We start from the raw sequence: 18,576 nt of genomic DNA, 5'->3' as shown, positions 1-18,576 counted from the left end.
CCCGGGAGGCGTCATGAACATCAAGGTCGTACGGGGCAACCCGACGCCGGAGGAGCTGGCCGCCGCCCTGGCGGTGGTCCGGGCCCGCGCCGCGGCGGCGGACACCGCGCCGCCCGGCGCGGGCCCGGCCCGGGCCGCCTGGTCCGACCCGTCCCGCCTGGCCGCCCGCCGCCTGCCGCGGCCGGGGCCGGCGGCGTGGGCGCGCACCTACTGGCCCGGGGCCTGAGCCCGGCCGGGGGCCTGAGCGGTCAGAGCACGGCCGTGACGGCTTCGGCCATCACCGCGTACCCCTCGTCGTTCGGGTGCAGGTGGTCGCCGAAGTCGTACGCCGGCCGCAGCCGGTCCGCGTCCGCCGGGTCGGCCAGCGGGCGGTGGAGGTCCACGACCGCGTCGTAGGCGTCCGAGGTGCGGATCCACTCGTTCACCTCGTGGCTCACCTTGGCGGCGTGCTCCCCCCAGTGGTCGGAGCCGCCGAACGGCACCAGTGTCGCGCCGATCACCCGCAGGCCCCGCGCCCTGGCCTGCCGCAGCAGCGCCCGGTGCCCGTCGATCAGTTCGGCGGCCTCCACCACGGGCGCGGGCTGGTACGTCGGCTGCCCGTCGGTCTCGCTGAAGCCGATGTCGTTGACGCCGAGCAGGACGACCAGGGTGTCCACGCCGGGATGGGCCAGGACGTCCCGGGCCAGGCGGTGGACGCCCTTCTCGCCGTACCAGGCGGAGTCGTGCAGCAGCAGGTTGCCGCCGATCCCGGCGTTGAGGACGGGCCGTCCGGTGCGGTCGGCGAGCGCGTCGGACCAGCGGCGGTCGGCGTTCGGGGTGGAGCCGAAGCCGTCGGTGAGGGAGTCGCCGAACAGGGCGATGCCGTCGGTGCGGCCGGCGTCGGTCTCCACGGCGGTCAGGAAGTACCAGGACTCGGTCGTCTCGTCGTAGCCCGCGCCGCCGGCGTCCGCCAGCAGGTCCCCGGCGCCCCGGTAGGCGGTCGTGAACGCCTGGGCGTGGAAGGTGGCCGGTCCGGTCGCCGCGTCGAAGAACAGCGTGACGGTCACCGAATCCCCGGCGGCGACGGCCAGTGCGGCCGGGTCGCTGACGGCCTCCCCGAGCGCGGGCAGTACGGCGCCGCGCTCGCCGCCGAAGGTGAGGGGCGTGAGGGTGCCGGGCGCCACGGCGGCCCCGGCGGCGGCGCGGGCGACGGCGGCGCCCGCGATCCGCACCGGGGAGGTCCCGTACGCGTGCGAGAGCCGGACGCGGATCCGTCCCCCGCCGGCGGTCAGCCGGACGGCCTGGCGCAGCGACTGGCGCCAGAAGCCCTCGCGGGACCAGTTGGGGGTGAAGCCCTCGCTGGGGAGCTGCGGTGACGCGGTCCAGGCAGTGGTGAACATGACCCACCCTTCCAAACGGGATTGGAGTTCCTTTAAATTAACGGAACGGTGGACCCTTTTGATTCCCGTCCGCAAGTTGAGTACGCGTACTCAGGCGTCGTCCCGGACGGCCGCCGGACGATGGAAGGCATGCTGTGGTCCGACCCCGAGAACGAACCGCCCGAGGACCTGCGCGAGACGCAGGCGAGGGTGCGGCGGATGGGCGTTCTCCTGGCGCTGGCCATGGTGCTCGCGATGCTCGTGATCGGTGTGAGGTGAGGCGTCCGGGGGACGCCGATACGCTGACCGCATGACAGTTCAGCCGCGCCGCCGACTCGTTCTCGCCTCCCAGTCACCCGCCCGGCTCGGCCTGCTCCGCCAGGCCGGACTCGCCCCCGAGGTGATCGTGAGCGGTGTCGACGAGGACGCCGTCACCGCCCCCACCCCCGCCGAGCTCGCCCTCGCCCTCGCCGAGGCCAAGGCCTCCGTCGTGGCCGCGAAGCCCGAGGTCCAGGGCGCTTTGGTGATCGGCTGCGACTCCGTGCTCGACCTGGACGGCCGGGCGCTCGGCAAGCCCGCCGACGCCGAGGAGGCCACCGCCCGCTGGAAGGCGATGCGGGGCCGGGTCGGCACCCTCCAGACCGGCCACTGCGTGCACGACACCGCCAGCGGCCGGTACGCCTCGGCCACCGCCTCCACCGTCGTCCGCTTCGGCGAGCCCACCGACGAGGAGATCGCCGCCTACGTCGCCTCCGGCGAGCCCCTCCACGTCGCCGGGGCGTTCACGCTCGACGGCCGCTCGGCTCCGTTCATCGACGGCATCGACGGCGACCACGGCAATGTGATCGGCATCAGCCTGCCGCTGGTCCGGCGGCTGCTCGCGGAGCTCGGCGTGCCGATCACGGACCTGTGGGCGCCGGCGGCGGACTGAGCGGCGCGCCGCCGTCTCCCCCGTCGCCCTCGGGCCCGGCCGCGGCCGGGCCCTCCCCGGGAGCGGCCGGCCGGACTGGCTGGGCCGGCTGGTCGTAGGTCATCAGCAGCAGCACGATGAGCCCGAGGACGGCGACCATGCACAGGAACGCGCCCCGGCCCACCAGCCCCCAGGCGAAGGCGCCGAGCAGCCCGTGCACCACGGCGGCGCTGATCAGCAGGGTCCGGCCCAGGCCGGCCGGGCGCCGGCCACGCAGCGCCACCGGCAGGGCGGCCAGGCCGCACAGGGCGAAGTAGAGACCGAAGACCAGGCCGCCGATCTTCGAGGACACCGACATCACGGCCGGGTCGAGCCCGGCCAAAGACATGTTCTGCCGGTCGACGACGAGCCCGAGGAACCAGTTCAGCGCCGCCACGCCGAACGCCTCGGCGAAGAGCACGACCGCCACGACCCCCGCCACCGGTCTGCGCACCACCGGCCCCACCCCCCTTCGACCGCTGCCCGAGCGCCCCGGGCAAGACTGCCGTTACCCCAAGTACGTCCGAGGCATCGTGCACGCTACTCACCGGTAAAACCGGGGACAAGACTTCTACGGAGGGCAAAGAATCATTGGGCCATTCGTAGGGACTCCACAAAGAAACCGAGTGGCCCGCAGCACGTGGTGACAGAGACCTGGACCACAACGGACGGCTAGGGTTTCCCGGTGGAATCCCGCGTGCCCAGGTGCGACAAGGGCTACGCGGGTCGAGCGAGCCTTGTATCACGCTCCGTGTGGGCAAGCTCACCAATGGGGATGGGTCGAAGTGCCGTGTCGGCAGTCCCTAAACTCGGCTTGTTTCAAGGAGGGAGCCTCAATCGTGCGCAAGGTGCTCATCGCCAACCGTGGCGAAATCGCTGTCCGCGTGGCCCGGGCCTGCCGGGACGCAGGGATCGCGAGCGTGGCCGTCTACGCCGACCCGGACCGGGACGCCCTGCATGTCCGCGCCGCGGATGAGGCGTTCGCCCTGGGCGGCGACACCCCGGCCACCAGCTACCTGGACATCGAGAAGGTGCTGAAGGCCGCGCGTGAGTCGGGCGCCGACGCCGTGCACCCGGGCTACGGCTTCCTCTCCGAGAACGCCGAATTCGCCCAGGCGGTCCTGGACGCGGGCCTGATCTGGATCGGCCCGCCGCCGCAGGCCATCCGCGACCTGGGTGACAAGGTCGCCGCCCGGCACATCGCCCAGCGCGCCGGCGCCCCGCTGGTCGCCGGCACCTCCGACCCGGTCTCGGGCGCGGAGGAGGTCGTCGCCTTCGCCGAGGAGCACGGCCTGCCCATCGCCATCAAGGCCGCCTTCGGCGGCGGCGGGCGCGGCCTGAAGGTCGCCCGCACCCTCGACGAGGTGCCGGAGCTGTACGACTCCGCCGTCCGCGAGGCGGTGGCCGCCTTCGGCCGCGGCGAGTGCTTCGTGGAGCGCTACCTGGACCGGCCCCGCCACGTCGAGACCCAGTGCCTGGCCGACAGCCACGGCAACGTGGTCGTGGTCTCCACCCGCGACTGCTCCCTCCAGCGCCGCCACCAGAAGCTGGTCGAGGAGGCCCCCGCGCCCTTCCTGTCCGAGGCGCAGGTCGCCGAGCTCTACCGCGCCTCCAAGGCCATCCTCAAGGAGGCCGGCTACGTCGGCGCCGGCACCGTCGAGTTCCTCGTCGGCAACGACGGCACCATCTCCTTCCTGGAGGTCAACACCCGCCTCCAGGTCGAGCACCCGGTCACCGAGGAGGTCTCCGGCATCGACCTGGTCCGGGAGATGTTCCGCATCGCCGACGGCGACGAGCTGGGCTACGACGACCCGGTCCTGCGCGGCCACTCCTTCGAGTTCCGCATCAACGGCGAGGACCCGGGGCGGGGCTTCCTCCCGGCGCCCGGCACCGTCACGACGTTCGCCCCGCCCTCCGGGCCCGGCGTCCGCCTGGACGCCGGTGTGGAGTCCGGCTCGGTCATCGGCCCGGCCTGGGACTCCCTGCTCGCCAAGCTGATCATCACCGGCCGCACCCGCAAGGAGGCCCTGGAGCGGGCCTCCCGCGCCCTGGAGGAGTTCCAGGTCGAGGGCATGGCGACCGCCATCCCCTTCCACCGCGCGGTGGTGCGGGACCCGGCGTTCGCGCCGGAGCTGACCGGCTCCACCGACCCGTTCACGGTCCACACCCGCTGGATCGAGACCGAGTTCGTCAACGAGATCAAGCCCTTCGCCGCGCCCGCCGACACCGCGGAGGCGGACGAGGACGGTGCCCGCGAGACGGTCGTCGTCGAGGTCGGCGGCAAGCGCCTGGAGGTCTCCCTCCCGGCCTCCCTGGGCATGTCCCTGGCCCGCAGCGGGCTGGCGGCCGGCGCCAAGCCCAAGCGCCGGGCGGCCAGGAAGTCCGGTCCCGTGGCCTCCGGCGACACCCTCACCTCCCCGATGCAGGGCACGATCGTGAAGATCGCCGTGGAGGAGGGCCAGGAGGTCCAGGAGGGCGATCTGATCGTCGTCCTGGAGGCGATGAAGATGGAGCAGCCCCTCAACGCCCACAAGGCGGGCACCATCAAGGGTCTGACCGCCGAGGTCGGCGCCTCCCTCACCTCCGGCGCGGCCATCTGCGAGATCAAGGACTGAGCCGTACCGGCAGCGGCGCCCGGCGGTCGGTCCGCCGGGCGCCCCGCCGCGCGGCGGGGGGCGCGGCGGACCGGCGCGGATCCTCGCCGGAGTGCTCAGCGGCGCCGCAGATCGGCGACCCGGGCCCGCTCTGCCCCGCCGTTCTGCTCACCGAGGGCGGTGGCCGCCCGCAATCCCGCGCCCGGAACCTGTCGGCGTGGCCCCGGAAGCGGCATGTCCCGGCGCTGCTGACGCGCCGGGGCGGTATCACCCCCCGAGCCCGCCGATCCCTCCGCACCGGCCACGGAGACCTGTACGCCCTGGTCGGCGAGGGCCTGGAGCTCGGTGACCGCCCGTTCGTCGTGGGCGGGCGGCTCGTCCGTGACCAGGCGGGTGATGAGATCGGTCGGCACGGTCTGGAACATGGTGTCGGCGCCGATCTTGCTGTGGTCGGCGAGGACGACGACCTCGGCGGCCGCCTGGACGAGCGCGCGGTCGACGGAGGCCGCCAGCATGTTCGAGGTGGACAGCCCGCGTTCGGCGGTCAGTCCGCTCCCCGACAGGAATGCCTTGGACACCCGCAGCCCCTGGAGGGACTGCTCGGCTCCCGACCCGACCAGGGCGTAGTTGGAGCCTCTCAGGGTGCCGCCGGTCATGACGACCTCCACCCGGTTGGCGTGGGCGAGCGCCTGGGCGACCAGCAGCGAGTTGGTGACCACGGTCAGTCCGGGTACCCGGGCGAGCCGGCGGGCCAGCTCCTGTGTGGTCGTACCCGCTCCCACCACGATGGCCTCGCCCTCGTGGACGAAGGACGCGGCCAGGTCGGCGATGGCGGTCTTCTCGGCGGTCGCGAGATGGGCCTTTTGCGGGAAGCCGGACTCGCGTGTGAATCCACCCGGCAGTACCGCACCGCCGTGCCGGCGGTCGAGGAGTCCTTCTGCCTCCAGTGCCCGCACGTCCCGCCGTACGGTCACTTCGGAGGTCTGGACGACGCGGGCGAGCTCACGGAGCGACACGGCTCCGTTGGCGCGCACCATTTCGAGGATCAGTTGGCGACGTTCTGCAGCGAACACGAAACTGACAGTAACCCCAACGACCGTCTGCTTTCAGCAGTTTGCGCCGAATAACAGAAGTTGTTCGTAGAGTAGGGCAGCAAGTGGTATAGGAGTCTAGGCCCGCCGACTATGCCGCGCGCACGTCCGGTCACTCGCCGTGAACACCGGGATCCGCTTTCGGCCGCCCCGCGCGTCTGCGCGCCGGTCCCGGCAACACGAAGGCCAGGCGCCCGCATCCGGCGGGCTGCCTGGCCTTTCTCGTCGAGGGGCGGTCCGGCGCCCCGGACTCACGCCTCCGCGCCCGCCTTCCGCGTGTGCAGCTGCCGGGCCACCTCGGCGATCGAGCCCGACAGGGACGGGTACACGGTGAACGCGTTCGCGATCTGTTCGACCGTCAGGTTGTTGTCGACCGCGATCGAGATGGGGTGGATCAGTTCCGAAGCGCGCGGCGCCACGACGACACCGCCCACCACGATCCCCGTGCCCGGCCGGCAGAAGATCTTGACGAAGCCGTCGCGGATGCCCTGCATCTTGGCGCGCGGGTTGCGCAGCAGCGGCAGCTTGACGACACGGGCGTCGATCTTGCCGGCGTCGACGTCGGCCTGGGTGTAGCCGACGGTGGCGATCTCCGGGTCGGTGAAGACGTTCGACGACACGGTCTTGAGGTTCAGCGGGGCGACGGCGTCCCCCAGGAAGTGGTACATGGCGATGCGGCCCTGCATGGCCGCCACCGACGCCAGTGCGAACACGCCCGTCACGTCACCGGCGGCGTAGACGCCCGGGGCCGTCGTCCGCGACACCTTGTCGGTCCAGATGTGCCCGGACTCGCGCAGCCTGACGCCGGCCTCCTCCAGCCCCATGCCCTCGGTGTTCGGGATGGCGCCGACGGCCATCAGGCAGTGCGTGCCGGAGATGACCCGCCCGTCGGCCAGCGTCACCTCCACCCGGTCCCCGACCCGCTTGGCGGCCTGGGCGCGCGAGCGCGCCATGACGTTCATGCCGCGCCGCCGGAAGACGTCCTCCAGGACCGCCGCCGCGTCCGGGTCCTCGCCGGGCAGCACCCGGTCCCGCGACGACACGAGCGTCACCCGCGACCCGAGCGCCTGGTAGGCACCGGCGAACTCGGCACCCGTCACACCCGACCCGACCACGATCAGCTCCTCGGGGAGCTCGGTCAGGTCGTACACCTGGGTCCAGTTCAGTATCCGCTCGCCGTCGGGGCGGGCGTCCGGCAGCTCACGCGGATGGCCGCCGGTGGCGATCAGCACCGCGTCGGCGGTGAGCGTCTCCTCGCTCCCGTCCGCGGCCCGCACCACGACCTTGCGCGACCCGTCCAGGCCCTGCATCCCCTCCAGCCGCCCGCGCCCGCGCACCACGCGCGCGCCCGCGCGGGTGACGGCGGCGGTGATGTCGTGCGACTGCGCCAGCGCCAGCCGCTTGACCCGCCGGTTGACCTTTCCGAGGTCCACGCCCACCACCCGGGCGGCCTGCTCGTTGTGCGGCGTGTCGTCGGCGACGATGATGCCCAGCTCCTCGTACGAGGAGTCGAAGGTGGTCATCACCTCGGCCGTGGCGATCAGGGTCTTCGACGGCACGCAGTCGGTCAGCACCGACGCTCCGCCCAGACCGTCGCAGTCGACGACGGTCACCTCCGCACCGAGTTGCGCGGCCACCAGCGCCGCTTCGTATCCGCCGGGTCCGCCACCGATGATCACGATCCGAGTCACGTACTCCATTGTCCCGCACCCTTCAACGCGGCACCGCCCCGGGGCCGCGGCGCGGCACTCACGTCACCACAGTGACGTACGCCACGTCTGCCGTACCCTCTCCCCATGTCGCTCTACGCCGCGTACGCCGGCAACCTCGACGCGCGGCTGATGTCCCGCCGCGCCCCGCACTCGCCGCTGCGCGCCACCGGCTGGCTCAACGGCTGGCGGCTCACCTTCGGCGGCGAGGACATGGGCTGGGAAGGCGCCCTCGCGACCATCGTCGAGGACCCGACGGCCCAGGTTTTCGTCGCGCTGTACGAGATCGCCCCGATGGACGAGGAGGCGATGGACCGGTGGGTCGGCGTGGGGCTGGACATATACCGCCGCACACGCGTGCGCGCGCACACCCTGGAGGGTGAGGAGCACGCCTGGGCGTACGTCCTGAACGCCTACGAGGGCGGCCTGCCCTCGGCCCGCTACCTGGGCGAGCTCGCCGACGCGGCCGAGTCGGCGGGCGCCCCCTACGACTACGTCATGGACCTGCGCAAACGCCCCTGCTGACCAGGGCCCGCCGGAAACGACAAGGCAACAATCGGAATCCCGTGAGCTCTGTCATCTACGCGCGTAGGCGAATTCCGGCTACCCTCGTCGGCGTGAACGCATCTCTTCTTCCGGACGACATCCAGGGCGACCCGTACGCCGCCGCCGACGCCGCCGCGGCCCGCCTGCGCGAACTCACGGGCGCCGACACCCACGACGTCGCCCTCGTGATGGGCTCCGGCTGGGCTCCGGCCGTCGACGCCCTCGGCGCCCCCGACGCCGAGTTCCAGGTCACCGACCTGCCCGGCTTCCCGCCGCCGGTGGTCGCGGGACACGGAGGCAAGATCCGCTCGTACACGATCGGCGAGAAGCGCGCCCTGGTCTTCCTGGGCCGCACCCATTACTACGAGGGCCGCGGCGTCGCCGCCGTCGCCCACGGCGTCCGCACCGCCGTGTCGGCCGGCTGCAAGACCGTGGTCCTCACCAACGGCTGCGGCGGCCTGCGCGAGGGCATGCGCCCCGGCCAGCCGGTCCTGATCAGCGACCACATCAACCTCACGGCCACCTCCCCCATCGTCGGCGCCAACTTCGTCGACCTCACCGACCTCTACTCCCCGCGCCTGCGCGCCCTGTGCAAGGAGGTCGACCCCACCCTGGAGGAGGGCGTCTACGCCCAGTTCCCCGGCCCGCACTACGAGACCCCGGCCGAAATCCGCATGGCCCGCGTCATCGGCGCCGACCTGGTGGGCATGTCGACGGTCCTGGAGGCCATCGCGGCCCGCGAGGCGGGCGCCGAGGTCCTGGGCATCTCCCTGGTCACCAACCTCGCCGCCGGCATGACGGGCGAACCCCTCAACCACGAGGAGGTCCTCCAGGCCGGCCGCGACTCCGCGACCCGCATGGGCTCCCTGCTGGCCCAGGTGCTGGAACGCCTGTAGACGGACCCCGAACCGGCACCGCGCCGCCGTCCGCCCCGCACGGCCCGCGGACGCCCACGCTGGAAGGGACGTGTCGGGGGGTGTCCGCCCGCAGCGGTTGGCGCGTCAACGCCGGAAGGTTGGTCACCGGCCGATTCCGCGCCGTTCCGAGGACGGCCCCCCCCGACGCGGCCCGGCCCACCCCGAAACCGTGGGCGCTGCGCGCACCCCCACCGGAGCCGCACAGGCGCCGCAGGCACGACGACGCACAGGCGCCGCAGGCACCACGGGGCCGCACGGGCCGCAGTCACCGCAGGGGCCGCAGGGCCGCAGGCACCGCACGCACCGCAAGCATCACTCCGGCCGCAAGCACCACACCCCAGGCACCACGGCGCACCCGGCGGAGCCACAGACGCGCCGCAGGCACCACGGCACACCGCCCACCCACCCGCACGACGAACGAGAGGCTGACCCGACGTGCACGACGAACTCATCGCCCGGGCCCAGGCGTGGCTGGCCGAGGACCCCGACGCGGACACCCGTGCGGAACTCGCCCGGCTCATCGACACCGGGGACCACGCCGAGCTCGCCGCCCGCTTCGGCGGCACCCTCCAGTTCGGCACCGCCGGCCTGCGCGGCGAACTCGGCGCCGGCCCGATGCGCATGAACCGCGCCGTCGTCATCCGCGCCGCCGCCGGCCTGGCCGCGTACCTCAAGAAGCGGGGGACCCCCCACGGGGACGGTACGGCCGGCCTCGTCGTCATCGGCTACGACGCCCGCCACAAGTCCGCCGACTTCGCCCGCGACACCGCCGCCGTGATGACCGGCGCCGGACTGCGCGCGGCCCTCCTCCCCCGCCCCCTGCCCACCCCGGTCCTGGCGTTCGCCATCCGCCACCTCGGCGCGGTCGCCGGCGTGGAGGTCACCGCCAGCCACAACCCGCCCCGCGACAACGGCTACAAGGTCTACCTGGGCGACGGCTCCCAGATCGTCCCGCCCGCGGACACGGACATCGCCGCGGAGATCGACGCCGTGGGGTCCCTGCACGACGTGCCGCGCCCCGAATCCGGCTGGGACACGCTCGACGACAGTGTCCTCGACGCCTACCTGGCCCGCACGGACGCCGTCCTCGCCCCCGGCTCCCCGCGCACCGCCCGCACGGTGTACACGGCGATGCACGGCGTCGGCAAGGACGTCGTCCTCGCCGCCTTCGCGCGCGCCGGCTTCCCGGAGCCGGCCCTCGTCGCCGAGCAGGCCGAGCCCGACCCGGACTTCCCCACCGTCGCCTTCCCCAACCCGGAGGAACCCGGCGCGATGGACCTGGCCTTCGCGAAGGCCCGCGAGATGGACCCCGACCTGGTCATCGCCAACGACCCGGACGCCGACCGCTGCGCCGTCGCCGTCAAGGACGGCGCCGACTGGCGCATGCTGCGCGGCGACGAGGTCGGCGCGCTCCTCGCCGCCCACCTGGTCACCCGCGGAGCACGGGGCACCTTCGCCGAGTCGATCGTCTCCTCCGCCCTGCTCGGCCGCATCGCCGCGAAGGCGGGGCTGCCCCACGAGGAGACCCTGACCGGCTTCAAGTGGATCGCCCGCGTCGACGGCCTGCGCTACGGCTACGAGGAGGCGCTCGGCTACTGCGTCGACCCGGACGGCGTACGCGACAAGGACGGCATCACGGCGGCCCTCCTCGTCACGGAACTGGCGTCCGTCCTGAAGTCGGAGGGCCGCACGCTCCTCGACCTCCTCGACGACCTCGCCGTCGAGCACGGCCTGCACGCCACCGACCAGCTCTCGGTCCGCGTCCAGGATCTCTCGGTCATCGCCGACGCCATGCGCCGCCTGCGCGAGCAGCCTCCCACCCGGCTGGCCGGGCTGCCGGTGACGAAGGCGGAGGATCTCACCCGGGGGACGGAGAGCCTGCCGCCCACCGACGGCCTGCGCTACACCCTGGACGGTGCCCGCGTGATCGTCCGGCCCAGCGGTACGGAGCCGAAGCTCAAGTGCTATCTGGAGGTCACCGTCCCGGTGGCCGCGCACGCCGGCCTGCCGGCGGCGCGGGCGAAGGCGGCCGGCCTGCTGACGGCCCTCAAGCGCGACCTCGCGGCGGCGGCCGGGATCTGACCGCCGTCCCCCGCCGCTCCCGCCGTCCCCGATGGGGTGCCCCCGCCCGGAGGCACCCCATCGGGTGATTTCGCTCCGTGGGCTGACCCCGCTCCCCGGCGCGCGCCTCCGCCCGGGCAACGGTGGACGGAACCCCACCAGAGCCGAGCCGCCCAGGGAGCCGCCGCCGTGTCCTCGACCGCCCCCGAAACCAAGCCGAGCGGACGCATCCCGGGCACCCGGCGCCCCCAGACCCCCCGGGCCGCCGCGCCGGCCGCCCGGCACGCCCTCGCGCTGCGCGTCCCGCCCGCCCTGCGCCGCGCGGCCCCGGCTCTGGCGGCCTACGCCGCGGTACGCGTCACGGGGCTCCTGGTGCTCGCCGTGTGGGCCCGCCTCCAGCGTCGCGAGCTGTGGCCGATCCTGGCGGCGCAGTGGGACGCGGACTGGTACCTGGGCATCGCCGAGCACGGCTACGCCGACGAGCTGGGCACCGCGTACAACACCAACAACCTGGCCTTCTTCCCGCTCTACCCGGCCTTGGTGAAGGCGGTCGCGGTCCTCACCCCCGGTTCGCGGGCCTCCACCGGTCTGGGCATCGCCGTCCTCGCCTCCCTCCTGGCGGCCTGGGGGATCTTCGCGGTGGGCGACCGCCTGTACGGCCGCCGGGCCGGTGTCCTCCTCACGGCCCTGTGGGCCGCGTTCCCGGTGGGCGCCGTGCAGTGGATGGGCTACACCGAGTCGCTGTTCACGGCGTGCGCGGCGTGGTCGCTGTACGCGGTGCTCACGGGCCGCTGGCTGTGGGCGGGCGGCCTGGCCGCGCTGGCGGGCCTGACCCGGCCGACCGGCATCGCGGTGGCGGCGGCGGTCGGCGTGGCGGCCCTGTGGTCCCTGCGGCGCCGCCCGCCGCGGGCGCGCGCCCTGATCGCCGCGGCCCTGGCACCGCTGGGCTGGTGCGCGTACGTCGGCTGGGTGGGCCTGCGGCTGGGCCGCTGGGACGGCTACTTCGCCGTACAGCGGCTGTGGCACAACGAGCTGGACGGCGGCGCGCGCACGCTGCACCAGGTGCGGCAGCTCCTGGCGTACGACCCGACACCGCACCTGTTCCTCGTGGTGGTGACGCTGACGCTGATCGGGGCGGTGGCGCTGTTCGGCCTGTCCCTGTGGGACCGTCAGCCGCTGCCGCTGCTGGTCTTCACGGGCGTCCTGCTGCTGATCGTCCTGGCCAGCGGCGGTGTGTACTTCCCACGGGCCCGTTTCCTGCTCCCGGCGTTTCCGCTGCTGCTGCCGCTCGCCCTGCACCTGTCCCGCACCTCGCGCCGCCACCGCGCGCTCACGCTGACGGCCGCCGCCCTGGGCTCGGCGTACTGCGGGGCACACATGCTCCTGGTCTGGCCGAGCGCACCGTAGAAACAACCGCCCGGCCCGCACCACGCACCCCGACGCACCGCGGGACCACAACCGCCGTCCGCCCCGCGCCCCCTCCGCACCGCCGTCGCCCGCTACGCTCCCCGGTCCGGCGGGCCGTCACCCCCGCACCGGCGGCGCCTCAGCGCCTCAGCCCACCGCCAGCAGCACCGCCAGCAGCACCGCCCCGGCCACCGCCGGTCCCGCGATCTCGTAGGCCCAGCGCACGGTCACCTCGCCCTGCGCGGTCTCCGCCTTCTCCCGGGTCTCACGCAGGTCGCGCAGCTCGTCCATGGCCTTGTCGGTCTCCGCGCGCACCGGCCCGTCCGGCACGGCCGCCGCGCCCCCGAACGCGCCCGGTGCCATCCCCCCGAGGACACCGCCCCGCCCCCGGCCGCCGCCCGCGGCCCGCCGCGCCTCCTGCCGCGCGGCCTTCTTGCGGGCGCGCAGCGAGACGGGGACGGCCCACAGCTGGTACTTGGTGCCGGAGGCGGCCACGACCTCGTTGGTGTAGCCGGACCGCAGCGCGGCGACCTGCCCCCAGGGCAGCACGATGACCCGCAGGGGGTTGCGGACGCGCAGCCGGTCCTCGTCCGCGAAGACGGCGGGCCGCAGGGTGAAGGCGACGACCAGCGGCACGAGCAGGAGCAGCACGGCCAGCGCCGTCCACGGGGTGCGCCCCTCGCCCGACACGACGGCGTCGACGCCGAGCCAGCCGATGACGGCGAGCAGCAGGACGCCGCCGGCGATGCCCGCGGGCGAGCGGTAGACCCGGTCCCTGGTCGCGGGTACCGGCGGCTGCGGTGCTGAGGGCTGGTGCTCCGGGGTCGTCATGCTGCCGATTGTGCCCGACGCCCCCGACGCCCCGGCCACCGCGAGCCCCTCACCGCCCCCGCCCCCTCCCCCGTGCCTCCCGGCCCCGGCCCCCGGGGCCCCTTCCAGGGCTTCCGCGCCCCCGGGACCTACCTCAAACGCCTCCCGGCGCTTCCGTACCTCCCCGCCCGCACCCCGCGCGCCCAGGCGCGCCCCCGGCCCCCGCTCGGGGGCTGTACAGCCGCTACGCGCGTAGATATGCTCGGCTGGTGACCATGTCCACCAATGCACCCACCGCAGTTCACGCACTCTCGGACGTCGCCGCGTCCGACAGCACGCTGCGCCGCTTCCTCCACGGGCTGCCCGGCGTCGACGCGGTCGGCCTGGAGGCACGTGCCGCCTCCCTGGGCACCCGCTCGATCAAGACCACGGCGAAGGCGTACGCCCTCGACCTCGCGATCTCGATGGTCGACCTGACGACGCTGGAAGGCGCGGACACCCCGGGCAAGGTCCGGGCGCTCGGCGCCAAGGCGGTCCGCCCCGACCCGGCCGACCGCTCGGCCCCGTCGACGGCCGCGGTCTGCGTCTACCCGGACATGGTGGCCACCGCCAAGGAGGCCGTCGCCGGTTCCGGCGTGAAGGTCGCCTCGGTCGCCACCGCGTTCCCGGCGGGCCGCGCCCCGATCGCCGTCAAGCTGGCCGACGTGCGGGAGGCCGTGGCGGCGGGCGCCGACGAGATCGACATGGTCATCGACCGCGGCGCGTTCCTCGCGGGGAACTACATGAAGGTGTACGACGAGATCGTCGCCGTGCGGGACGCCTGCGGCGCCTCCGCCCGCTTGAAGGTCATCTTCGAGACCGGCGAGCTGTCGACGTACGACAACATCCGCCGGGCGAGCTGGCTCGGCATGCTGGCGGGCGCCGACTTCATCAAGACCTCCACCGGCAAGGTCGCGGTCAACGCGACCCCGGCGAACACCCTGCTGATGCTCCAGGCGGTCCGCGACTTCCGGGCGCAGACCGGCGTCCAGGTCGGCGTGAAGCCGGCGGGCGGCATCCGCACGGCCAAGGACGCGATCAAGTTCCTCGTCCTGGTGAACGAGACCGCCGGCCAGGACTGGCTGGACAACCACTGGTTCCGCTTCGGCGCCTCCTCGCTGTTGAACGACCTGCTGATGCAGCGGCAGAAGCTGGCCACCGGCCGCTACTCCGGCCCTGACTACGTGACGGTGGACTGAGACCCCATGACCATGGAAAAGCAGGCATCCGCGTTCGAGTACGCACCGGCGCCCGAGTCCCGCGCGGTCGTCGACATCGCCCCGTCCTACGGCCTGTTCATCGACGGCGAGTTCGCCGAGGCGGCCGACGGCAAGGTCTTCAAGACCGTCTCCCCCGCCACCGAGGAGGTGCTCTCCGAGGTCGCGGAGGCCGGCGAGGCGGACGTCGACCGCGCCGTGAAGGCCGCGCGGAAGGCGTTCGAGACGTGGTCGGCGCTCCCCGGCTCCGAGCGCGCCAAGTACCTCTTCCGCATCGCCCGCATCATCCAGGAGCGCGGCCGCGAACTCGCGGTCCTCGAGACCCTGGACAACGGCAAGCCGATCCGGGAGACCCGCGACGCCGACCTCCCCCTGGTCGCCGCGCACTTCTTCTACTACGCGGGCTGGGCCGACAAGCTGGACCACGCGGGCTTCGGCGCGAACCCCCGCCCCCTCGGTGTCGCGGCCCAGGTCATCCCGTGGAACTTCCCGCTGCTGATGCTGGCGTGGAAGATCGCCCCGGCGCTCGCGACCGGCAACACGGTGGTGCTGAAGCCCGCCGAGACGACTCCCCTCTCCGCGCTGTTCTTCGCGGACATCTGCCGCCAGGCCGGCCTGCCCAGGGGCGTCGTCAACATCGTCACCGGCGACGGCCGCGCGGGCGCCGCCCTGGTCGCCCACCCCGACGTGAACAAGGTCGCCTTCACCGGCTCCACCGCCGTCGGCAAGGAGATCGCCCGCACGGTCGCGGGCACCCGCAAGAAGCTCACCCTGGAGCTGGGCGGCAAGGGCGCCAACATCGTCTTCGACGACGCCCCCGTGGACCAGGCCGTCGAGGGCATCGTGAACGGCATCTTCTTCAACCAGGGCCAGGTCTGCTGCGCGGGCTCCCGCCTGCTGGTCCAGGAGTCGGTCCACGACGAGCTGCTGGACGCCCTCAAGGACCGCCTGTCCACCCTGCGCCTGGGCGACCCCCTGGACAAGAACACGGACATCGGCGCGATCAACTCCGCCGAGCAGCTCGCCCGCATCACCGCCCTCGCCGACCGGGGCGAGGCGGAGGGCGCCGAGCGCTGGTCACCGGCTTGCGCACTCCCGGAGAACGGCTACTGGTTCGCCCCGACGCTGTTCACGAACGTCACCCAGGCGCACACCATCGCCCGCGACGAGATCTTCGGCCCGGTCCTGTCGGTCCTCACCTTCCGCACCCCGGACGAGGCGGTCGCCAAGGCCAACAACACCCCGTACGGCCTGTCGGCGGGCATCTGGACGGAGAAGGGCTCGCGCATCCTGGCGGTCGCGAACAAGCTCCGCGCCGGTGTCGTCTGGTCCAACACGTTCAACAAGTTCGACCCGACCTCGCCGTTCGGCGGTTACAAGGAGTCGGGCTTCGGCCGCGAGGGCGGCCGCCACGGCCTGGAGGCGTACCTCGATGTCTGACGCGCGACTGAGTGTCTTCAAGACCTACAAGCTGTACGTCGGCGGGAAGTTCCCGCGTTCCGAGAGCGGCCGGGTGTACGAGGTGACCGACTCGAAGGGCAAGTGGCTGGCCAACGCGCCCCTCTCCTCCCGCAAGGACGCCCGGGACGCGGTGGTCGCGGCCCGCAAGGCGTTCGGCGGCTGGTCGGGCGCGACGGCGTACAACCGCGGCCAGGTCCTCTACCGCGTCGCGGAGATGCTGGAGGGCCGCCGCGACCAGTTCGTCCGCGAGGTGGCCGACGCCGAGGGCCTGTCGAAGGCCAGGGCCGCCGAGCGGGTGGACGCGACGATCGACCGCTGGGTCTGGTACGCGGGCTGGACCGACAAGATCGCCCAGGTGGTCGGCGGCGGCAACCCGGTGGCGGGCCCGTTCTTCAACCTGTCCTCCCCCGAGCCGACGGGCGTGGTGGCGGTCCTGGCCCCGCAGGAGTCGTCCTTCCTGGGCCTGGTCTCGGTCGTCGCCCCGGTCGTCGCGACGGGCAACACGGCCGTGGTGGTCGCGAGCGAGAGGTCCCCGCTCCCGGCCCTGTCCCTCGCCGAGGTCCTCGCCACCTCCGACGTGCCCGGCGGCGTGGTCAACATCCTGTCCGGCCGCACGGCGGAGATCGCCGCGCCGCTCGCCGCCCACCAGGACGTGAACGCCATCGATCTCGCCGGTGCCGGCGAGGAGCTGGCCAAGGAGCTGGAGATCGCGGCGGCGGACAACCTCAAGCGCGTCCTGCGTCCACAGCCTGTGGACGACTGGACGGCGACTCCGGGCATCGAGCGCATGACGGCGTTTCTGGAGACGAAGACGGTCTGGCACCCCACGGGCTCGCTGGGCGCCTCCGGCTCGTCCTACTGACGGCCGGCCCGGCACGCCGGGAGCCGCGTACCTCCCCCGGCCCGGGAGCCGCGCACCTCCCCCGGCCCGGGAGTCGCGCCCCCGGTCCGGGAGGAGCGCGGCTCCCGGCTCCGTCGTGGCGGACGTCAGCCGCCCAGCAGCCCCGTCACCCGCCCCGCCACCGGCATACCGCCGACCGACGGGGCCTGCGTCACCGGATCCGTCAGCGTCCGCGAGTTCAGCGGCTTGAAGTCGGCCACCTGCGTAGCGACGCCGTTGGCGAGGGGGTCCACGCCCGTGCCCGCGAGCGGGTTGGGCCGCAGGCCCGCCACCGGGCCGGTCACATGGCGGACGGTGCCGAGCGTGGCCGGGAGAGCGGTCCGCGGTCCGCCCTCGTCCGCGGCGGCGGGAGGGGGCGGCGCCGCACCGGCGGAGACCGTGGTGTCCGCGGCGGCCGTCGCCGCGCCGCCTCCCAGCGCGGCGCCCGCGGTCGCGAGAGCGGCCAGGGCTCGCCGGGCGAAGGGGGTGCGGGGGGACGCGTGTCGGGTCATCGCTGCTGCCGCCTCGTCGTCGCGCGGCACCCACCGGGCGCCTCGGAACACCCCTCGGGCACTGCGGACGGTAATCGTAAGAACGCACACCGTAGCGCAGGAATAACGGCGTGTTCCAAAGCCGCTCCGGCGGGTCGTACGGCGGCCGCCGGATACCGCACACTGGTGTCCCGTGAGCTCCCATCCGCCCATACCCACGCGAGTCGTGCTGCTCTGCGGCCCTTCCGGCTCCGGCAAGTCCCTCCTCGCCGCCCGCTCCGGCCTGCCGGTGCTGCGGCTCGACGACTTCTACAAGGAGGGCACCGACCCCTCGCTGCCGCTGGTGGCCGGGAGCTCCGACATCGACTGGGACCACCCCGGTTCCTGGGACGCGGACGCGGCCGTCGCCGCGATCACGGACCTGTGCCGCACGGGCCGTACCCACGTCCCCGTCTACGACATCGCGCTCAGCGCCCGCACCGGCGAGGAGGCGGTCGACATCGGGCGGCCCCCCGTGTTCATCGCCGAGGGCATCTTCGCCGCCGAGATCGTGGCCCGCTGCCGCGACCTTGGCCTCCTGGCCGACGCGCTGTGCCTGAGCCGCGGCCCGGTGACGACGTTCCGCCGCCGTTTCCTGCGGGATCTGAGGGAGGGCCGCAAGTCGGTGCCGTTCCTGGTGCGCCGCGGCTGGCGGCTGATGCGGCAGGAGCGGACGATCATCGCCCGCCAGACGGCACTGGGCGCGTACGCCTGCGACCGGGACGAGGCGCTGGGCCGCCTGGCCGCCGCCGCGGCGGGCCGCTGCCCCACGGCCCGCACACCGGCGTAGCCGGACGGCGTCCGCGCGCACGCCCACGGCGCGTCCGCGCACAGCAAGAACGGGACTGGACGGCCCCCCCGGCCCTCCAGTCCCGTTCCCGCATCCCCCGTTCCCCCGTGCTTCCCCCGTTCTTCCCCGCTCCCCCGTGCTCCCCCCGCGTGGGTCGCGCTTCCCCCGTCCCCGTGGTGCTTCCCCATGAGTAAGAGACGCCGGGCGCCCCCGTGAT

General features: G+C 73.6%; 18 protein-coding genes. 12 read left to right on the top strand and 6 right to left on the bottom strand.

The genetic code is table 11. The features are described from left to right. The first annotated feature begins 13 nt into the window (after positions 1 to 13). Entirely contained in the window at positions 14 to 226 is a 213-nt protein-coding gene (locus AB0L74_RS22875; RefSeq protein WP_365655241.1) for an acyl-CoA carboxylase epsilon subunit, read from the top strand. Between the two features lie 22 nt (positions 227 to 248). Here AB0L74_RS22875 and AB0L74_RS22870 read toward each other — a convergent pair whose 3' ends face one another. Then, entirely contained in the window at positions 249 to 1,379 is a 1,131-nt protein-coding gene (locus AB0L74_RS22870; RefSeq protein WP_365655238.1) for an SGNH/GDSL hydrolase family protein, read from the bottom strand. 129 nt (positions 1,380 to 1,508) lie between these two features. Here AB0L74_RS22870 and AB0L74_RS22865 point away from each other — a divergent pair, with 129 nt between their 5' ends. Then, positions 1,509 to 1,637, top strand: a complete 129-nt coding sequence (locus AB0L74_RS22865; RefSeq protein ID WP_365655235.1) for a hypothetical protein — start codon at positions 1,509 to 1,511, stop codon at positions 1,635 to 1,637. Positions 1,638 to 1,668: 31 nt separating this feature from the next. After that, positions 1,669 to 2,289 carry a nucleoside triphosphate pyrophosphatase gene (locus tag AB0L74_RS22860; RefSeq protein ID WP_365655232.1) on the top strand — a complete coding sequence of 207 codons (621 nt, stop codon included), beginning with the start codon at positions 1,669 to 1,671 and terminating at the stop codon, positions 2,287 to 2,289. On the opposite strand, the gene AB0L74_RS22855 is transcribed toward AB0L74_RS22860, so the two are convergent. Then, entirely contained in the window at positions 2,258 to 2,764 is a 507-nt protein-coding gene (locus AB0L74_RS22855; protein WP_365655229.1) for a hypothetical protein, read from the bottom strand. The genes AB0L74_RS22860 and AB0L74_RS22855 overlap by 32 nt on opposite strands. 382 nt (positions 2,765 to 3,146) lie before the next feature. Here AB0L74_RS22855 and AB0L74_RS22850 point away from each other — a divergent pair, with 382 nt between their 5' ends. After that, entirely contained in the window at positions 3,147 to 4,922 is a 1,776-nt protein-coding gene (locus AB0L74_RS22850; protein WP_365655226.1) for a biotin carboxylase N-terminal domain-containing protein, read from the top strand. Between the two features lie 95 nt (positions 4,923 to 5,017). Here the strand turns inward: AB0L74_RS22850 and AB0L74_RS22845 are convergent, their stop codons facing one another. Together AB0L74_RS22845 and AB0L74_RS22840 are read right to left on the bottom strand one after the other, a co-directional pair. Next, positions 5,018 to 5,974, bottom strand: coding sequence for a DeoR/GlpR family DNA-binding transcription regulator (locus tag AB0L74_RS22845; protein WP_365655222.1), 957 nt, complete (start codon positions 5,972 to 5,974; stop codon positions 5,018 to 5,020). 269 nt (positions 5,975 to 6,243) lie between these two features. Next, a complete protein-coding gene (locus AB0L74_RS22840) occupies positions 6,244 to 7,692 on the bottom strand; it encodes an NAD(P)H-quinone dehydrogenase (protein WP_365655219.1) in 1,449 nt (482 codons plus the stop codon). 96 nt (positions 7,693 to 7,788) lie between these two features. Here AB0L74_RS22840 and AB0L74_RS22835 point away from each other — a divergent pair, with 96 nt between their 5' ends. The 4 genes from AB0L74_RS22835 (at position 7,789) to AB0L74_RS22820 (ending at position 12,632) form a co-directional block, all read left to right on the top strand. Beyond that, entirely contained in the window at positions 7,789 to 8,226 is a 438-nt protein-coding gene (locus AB0L74_RS22835) for a gamma-glutamylcyclotransferase (RefSeq protein ID WP_365655216.1), read from the top strand. A 92-nt stretch (positions 8,227 to 8,318) separates the two neighbouring features. Next, positions 8,319 to 9,143, top strand: coding sequence for a purine-nucleoside phosphorylase (locus AB0L74_RS22830; protein WP_365655213.1), 825 nt, complete (start codon positions 8,319 to 8,321; stop codon positions 9,141 to 9,143). A 456-nt stretch (positions 9,144 to 9,599) separates the two neighbouring features. Next, complete coding sequence (locus AB0L74_RS22825) at positions 9,600 to 11,246, top strand: phospho-sugar mutase (RefSeq protein WP_365655210.1); 1,647 nt, start codon at positions 9,600 to 9,602, stop codon at positions 11,244 to 11,246. A 168-nt stretch (positions 11,247 to 11,414) separates the two neighbouring features. Further along, complete coding sequence (locus AB0L74_RS22820) at positions 11,415 to 12,632, top strand: glycosyltransferase family 39 protein (RefSeq protein WP_365655207.1); 1,218 nt, start codon at positions 11,415 to 11,417, stop codon at positions 12,630 to 12,632. 147 nt (positions 12,633 to 12,779) lie between these two features. On the opposite strand, the gene AB0L74_RS22815 is transcribed toward AB0L74_RS22820, so the two are convergent. Further along, a complete protein-coding gene (locus tag AB0L74_RS22815; RefSeq protein ID WP_365655204.1) occupies positions 12,780 to 13,463 on the bottom strand; it encodes a PH domain-containing protein in 684 nt (227 codons plus the stop codon). Positions 13,464 to 13,717: 254 nt separating this feature from the next. Here AB0L74_RS22815 and deoC point away from each other — a divergent pair, with 254 nt between their 5' ends. Genes deoC through AB0L74_RS22800 form a run of 3 tightly spaced genes read left to right on the top strand, consistent with a single transcriptional unit; the run spans position 13,718 to position 17,021 of the window. Then, positions 13,718 to 14,680 (top strand): deoxyribose-phosphate aldolase, encoded by a 963-nt coding sequence (gene deoC / locus AB0L74_RS22810; RefSeq protein WP_365655478.1) that lies wholly within the window; start codon positions 13,718 to 13,720, stop codon positions 14,678 to 14,680. A 12-nt stretch (positions 14,681 to 14,692) separates the two neighbouring features. Then, entirely contained in the window at positions 14,693 to 16,138 is a 1,446-nt protein-coding gene (locus AB0L74_RS22805) for an aldehyde dehydrogenase family protein (protein ID WP_365655475.1), read from the top strand. Next, complete coding sequence (locus tag AB0L74_RS22800) at positions 16,131 to 17,021, top strand: aldehyde dehydrogenase family protein (RefSeq protein WP_365655201.1); 891 nt, start codon at positions 16,131 to 16,133, stop codon at positions 17,019 to 17,021. Before AB0L74_RS22805 ends, AB0L74_RS22800 begins: the two co-directional genes overlap by 8 nt. 125 nt (positions 17,022 to 17,146) lie before the next feature. Here the strand turns inward: AB0L74_RS22800 and AB0L74_RS22795 are convergent, their stop codons facing one another. After that, the gene (locus AB0L74_RS22795; RefSeq protein ID WP_365655198.1) at positions 17,147 to 17,551 is read right to left on the bottom strand and encodes a hypothetical protein; all 405 of its coding nucleotides are present in this window, start codon (positions 17,549 to 17,551) and stop codon (positions 17,147 to 17,149) included. Positions 17,552 to 17,723: 172 nt separating this feature from the next. Between AB0L74_RS22795 and AB0L74_RS22790 the strand changes: the two genes are divergently transcribed. Continuing rightward, a complete protein-coding gene (locus AB0L74_RS22790; protein ID WP_365655195.1) occupies positions 17,724 to 18,359 on the top strand; it encodes a uridine kinase in 636 nt (211 codons plus the stop codon). Positions 18,360 to 18,576: the final 217 nt, after the last annotated feature.

Source organism: Streptomyces sp. NPDC052020, assembly GCF_040680575.1.
Classification (GTDB): domain Bacteria; phylum Actinomycetota; class Actinomycetes; order Streptomycetales; family Streptomycetaceae; genus Streptomyces.
Note: the sequence above shows the minus strand (reverse complement) of the source record. Positions and strands in the feature narration are given on the sequence as shown.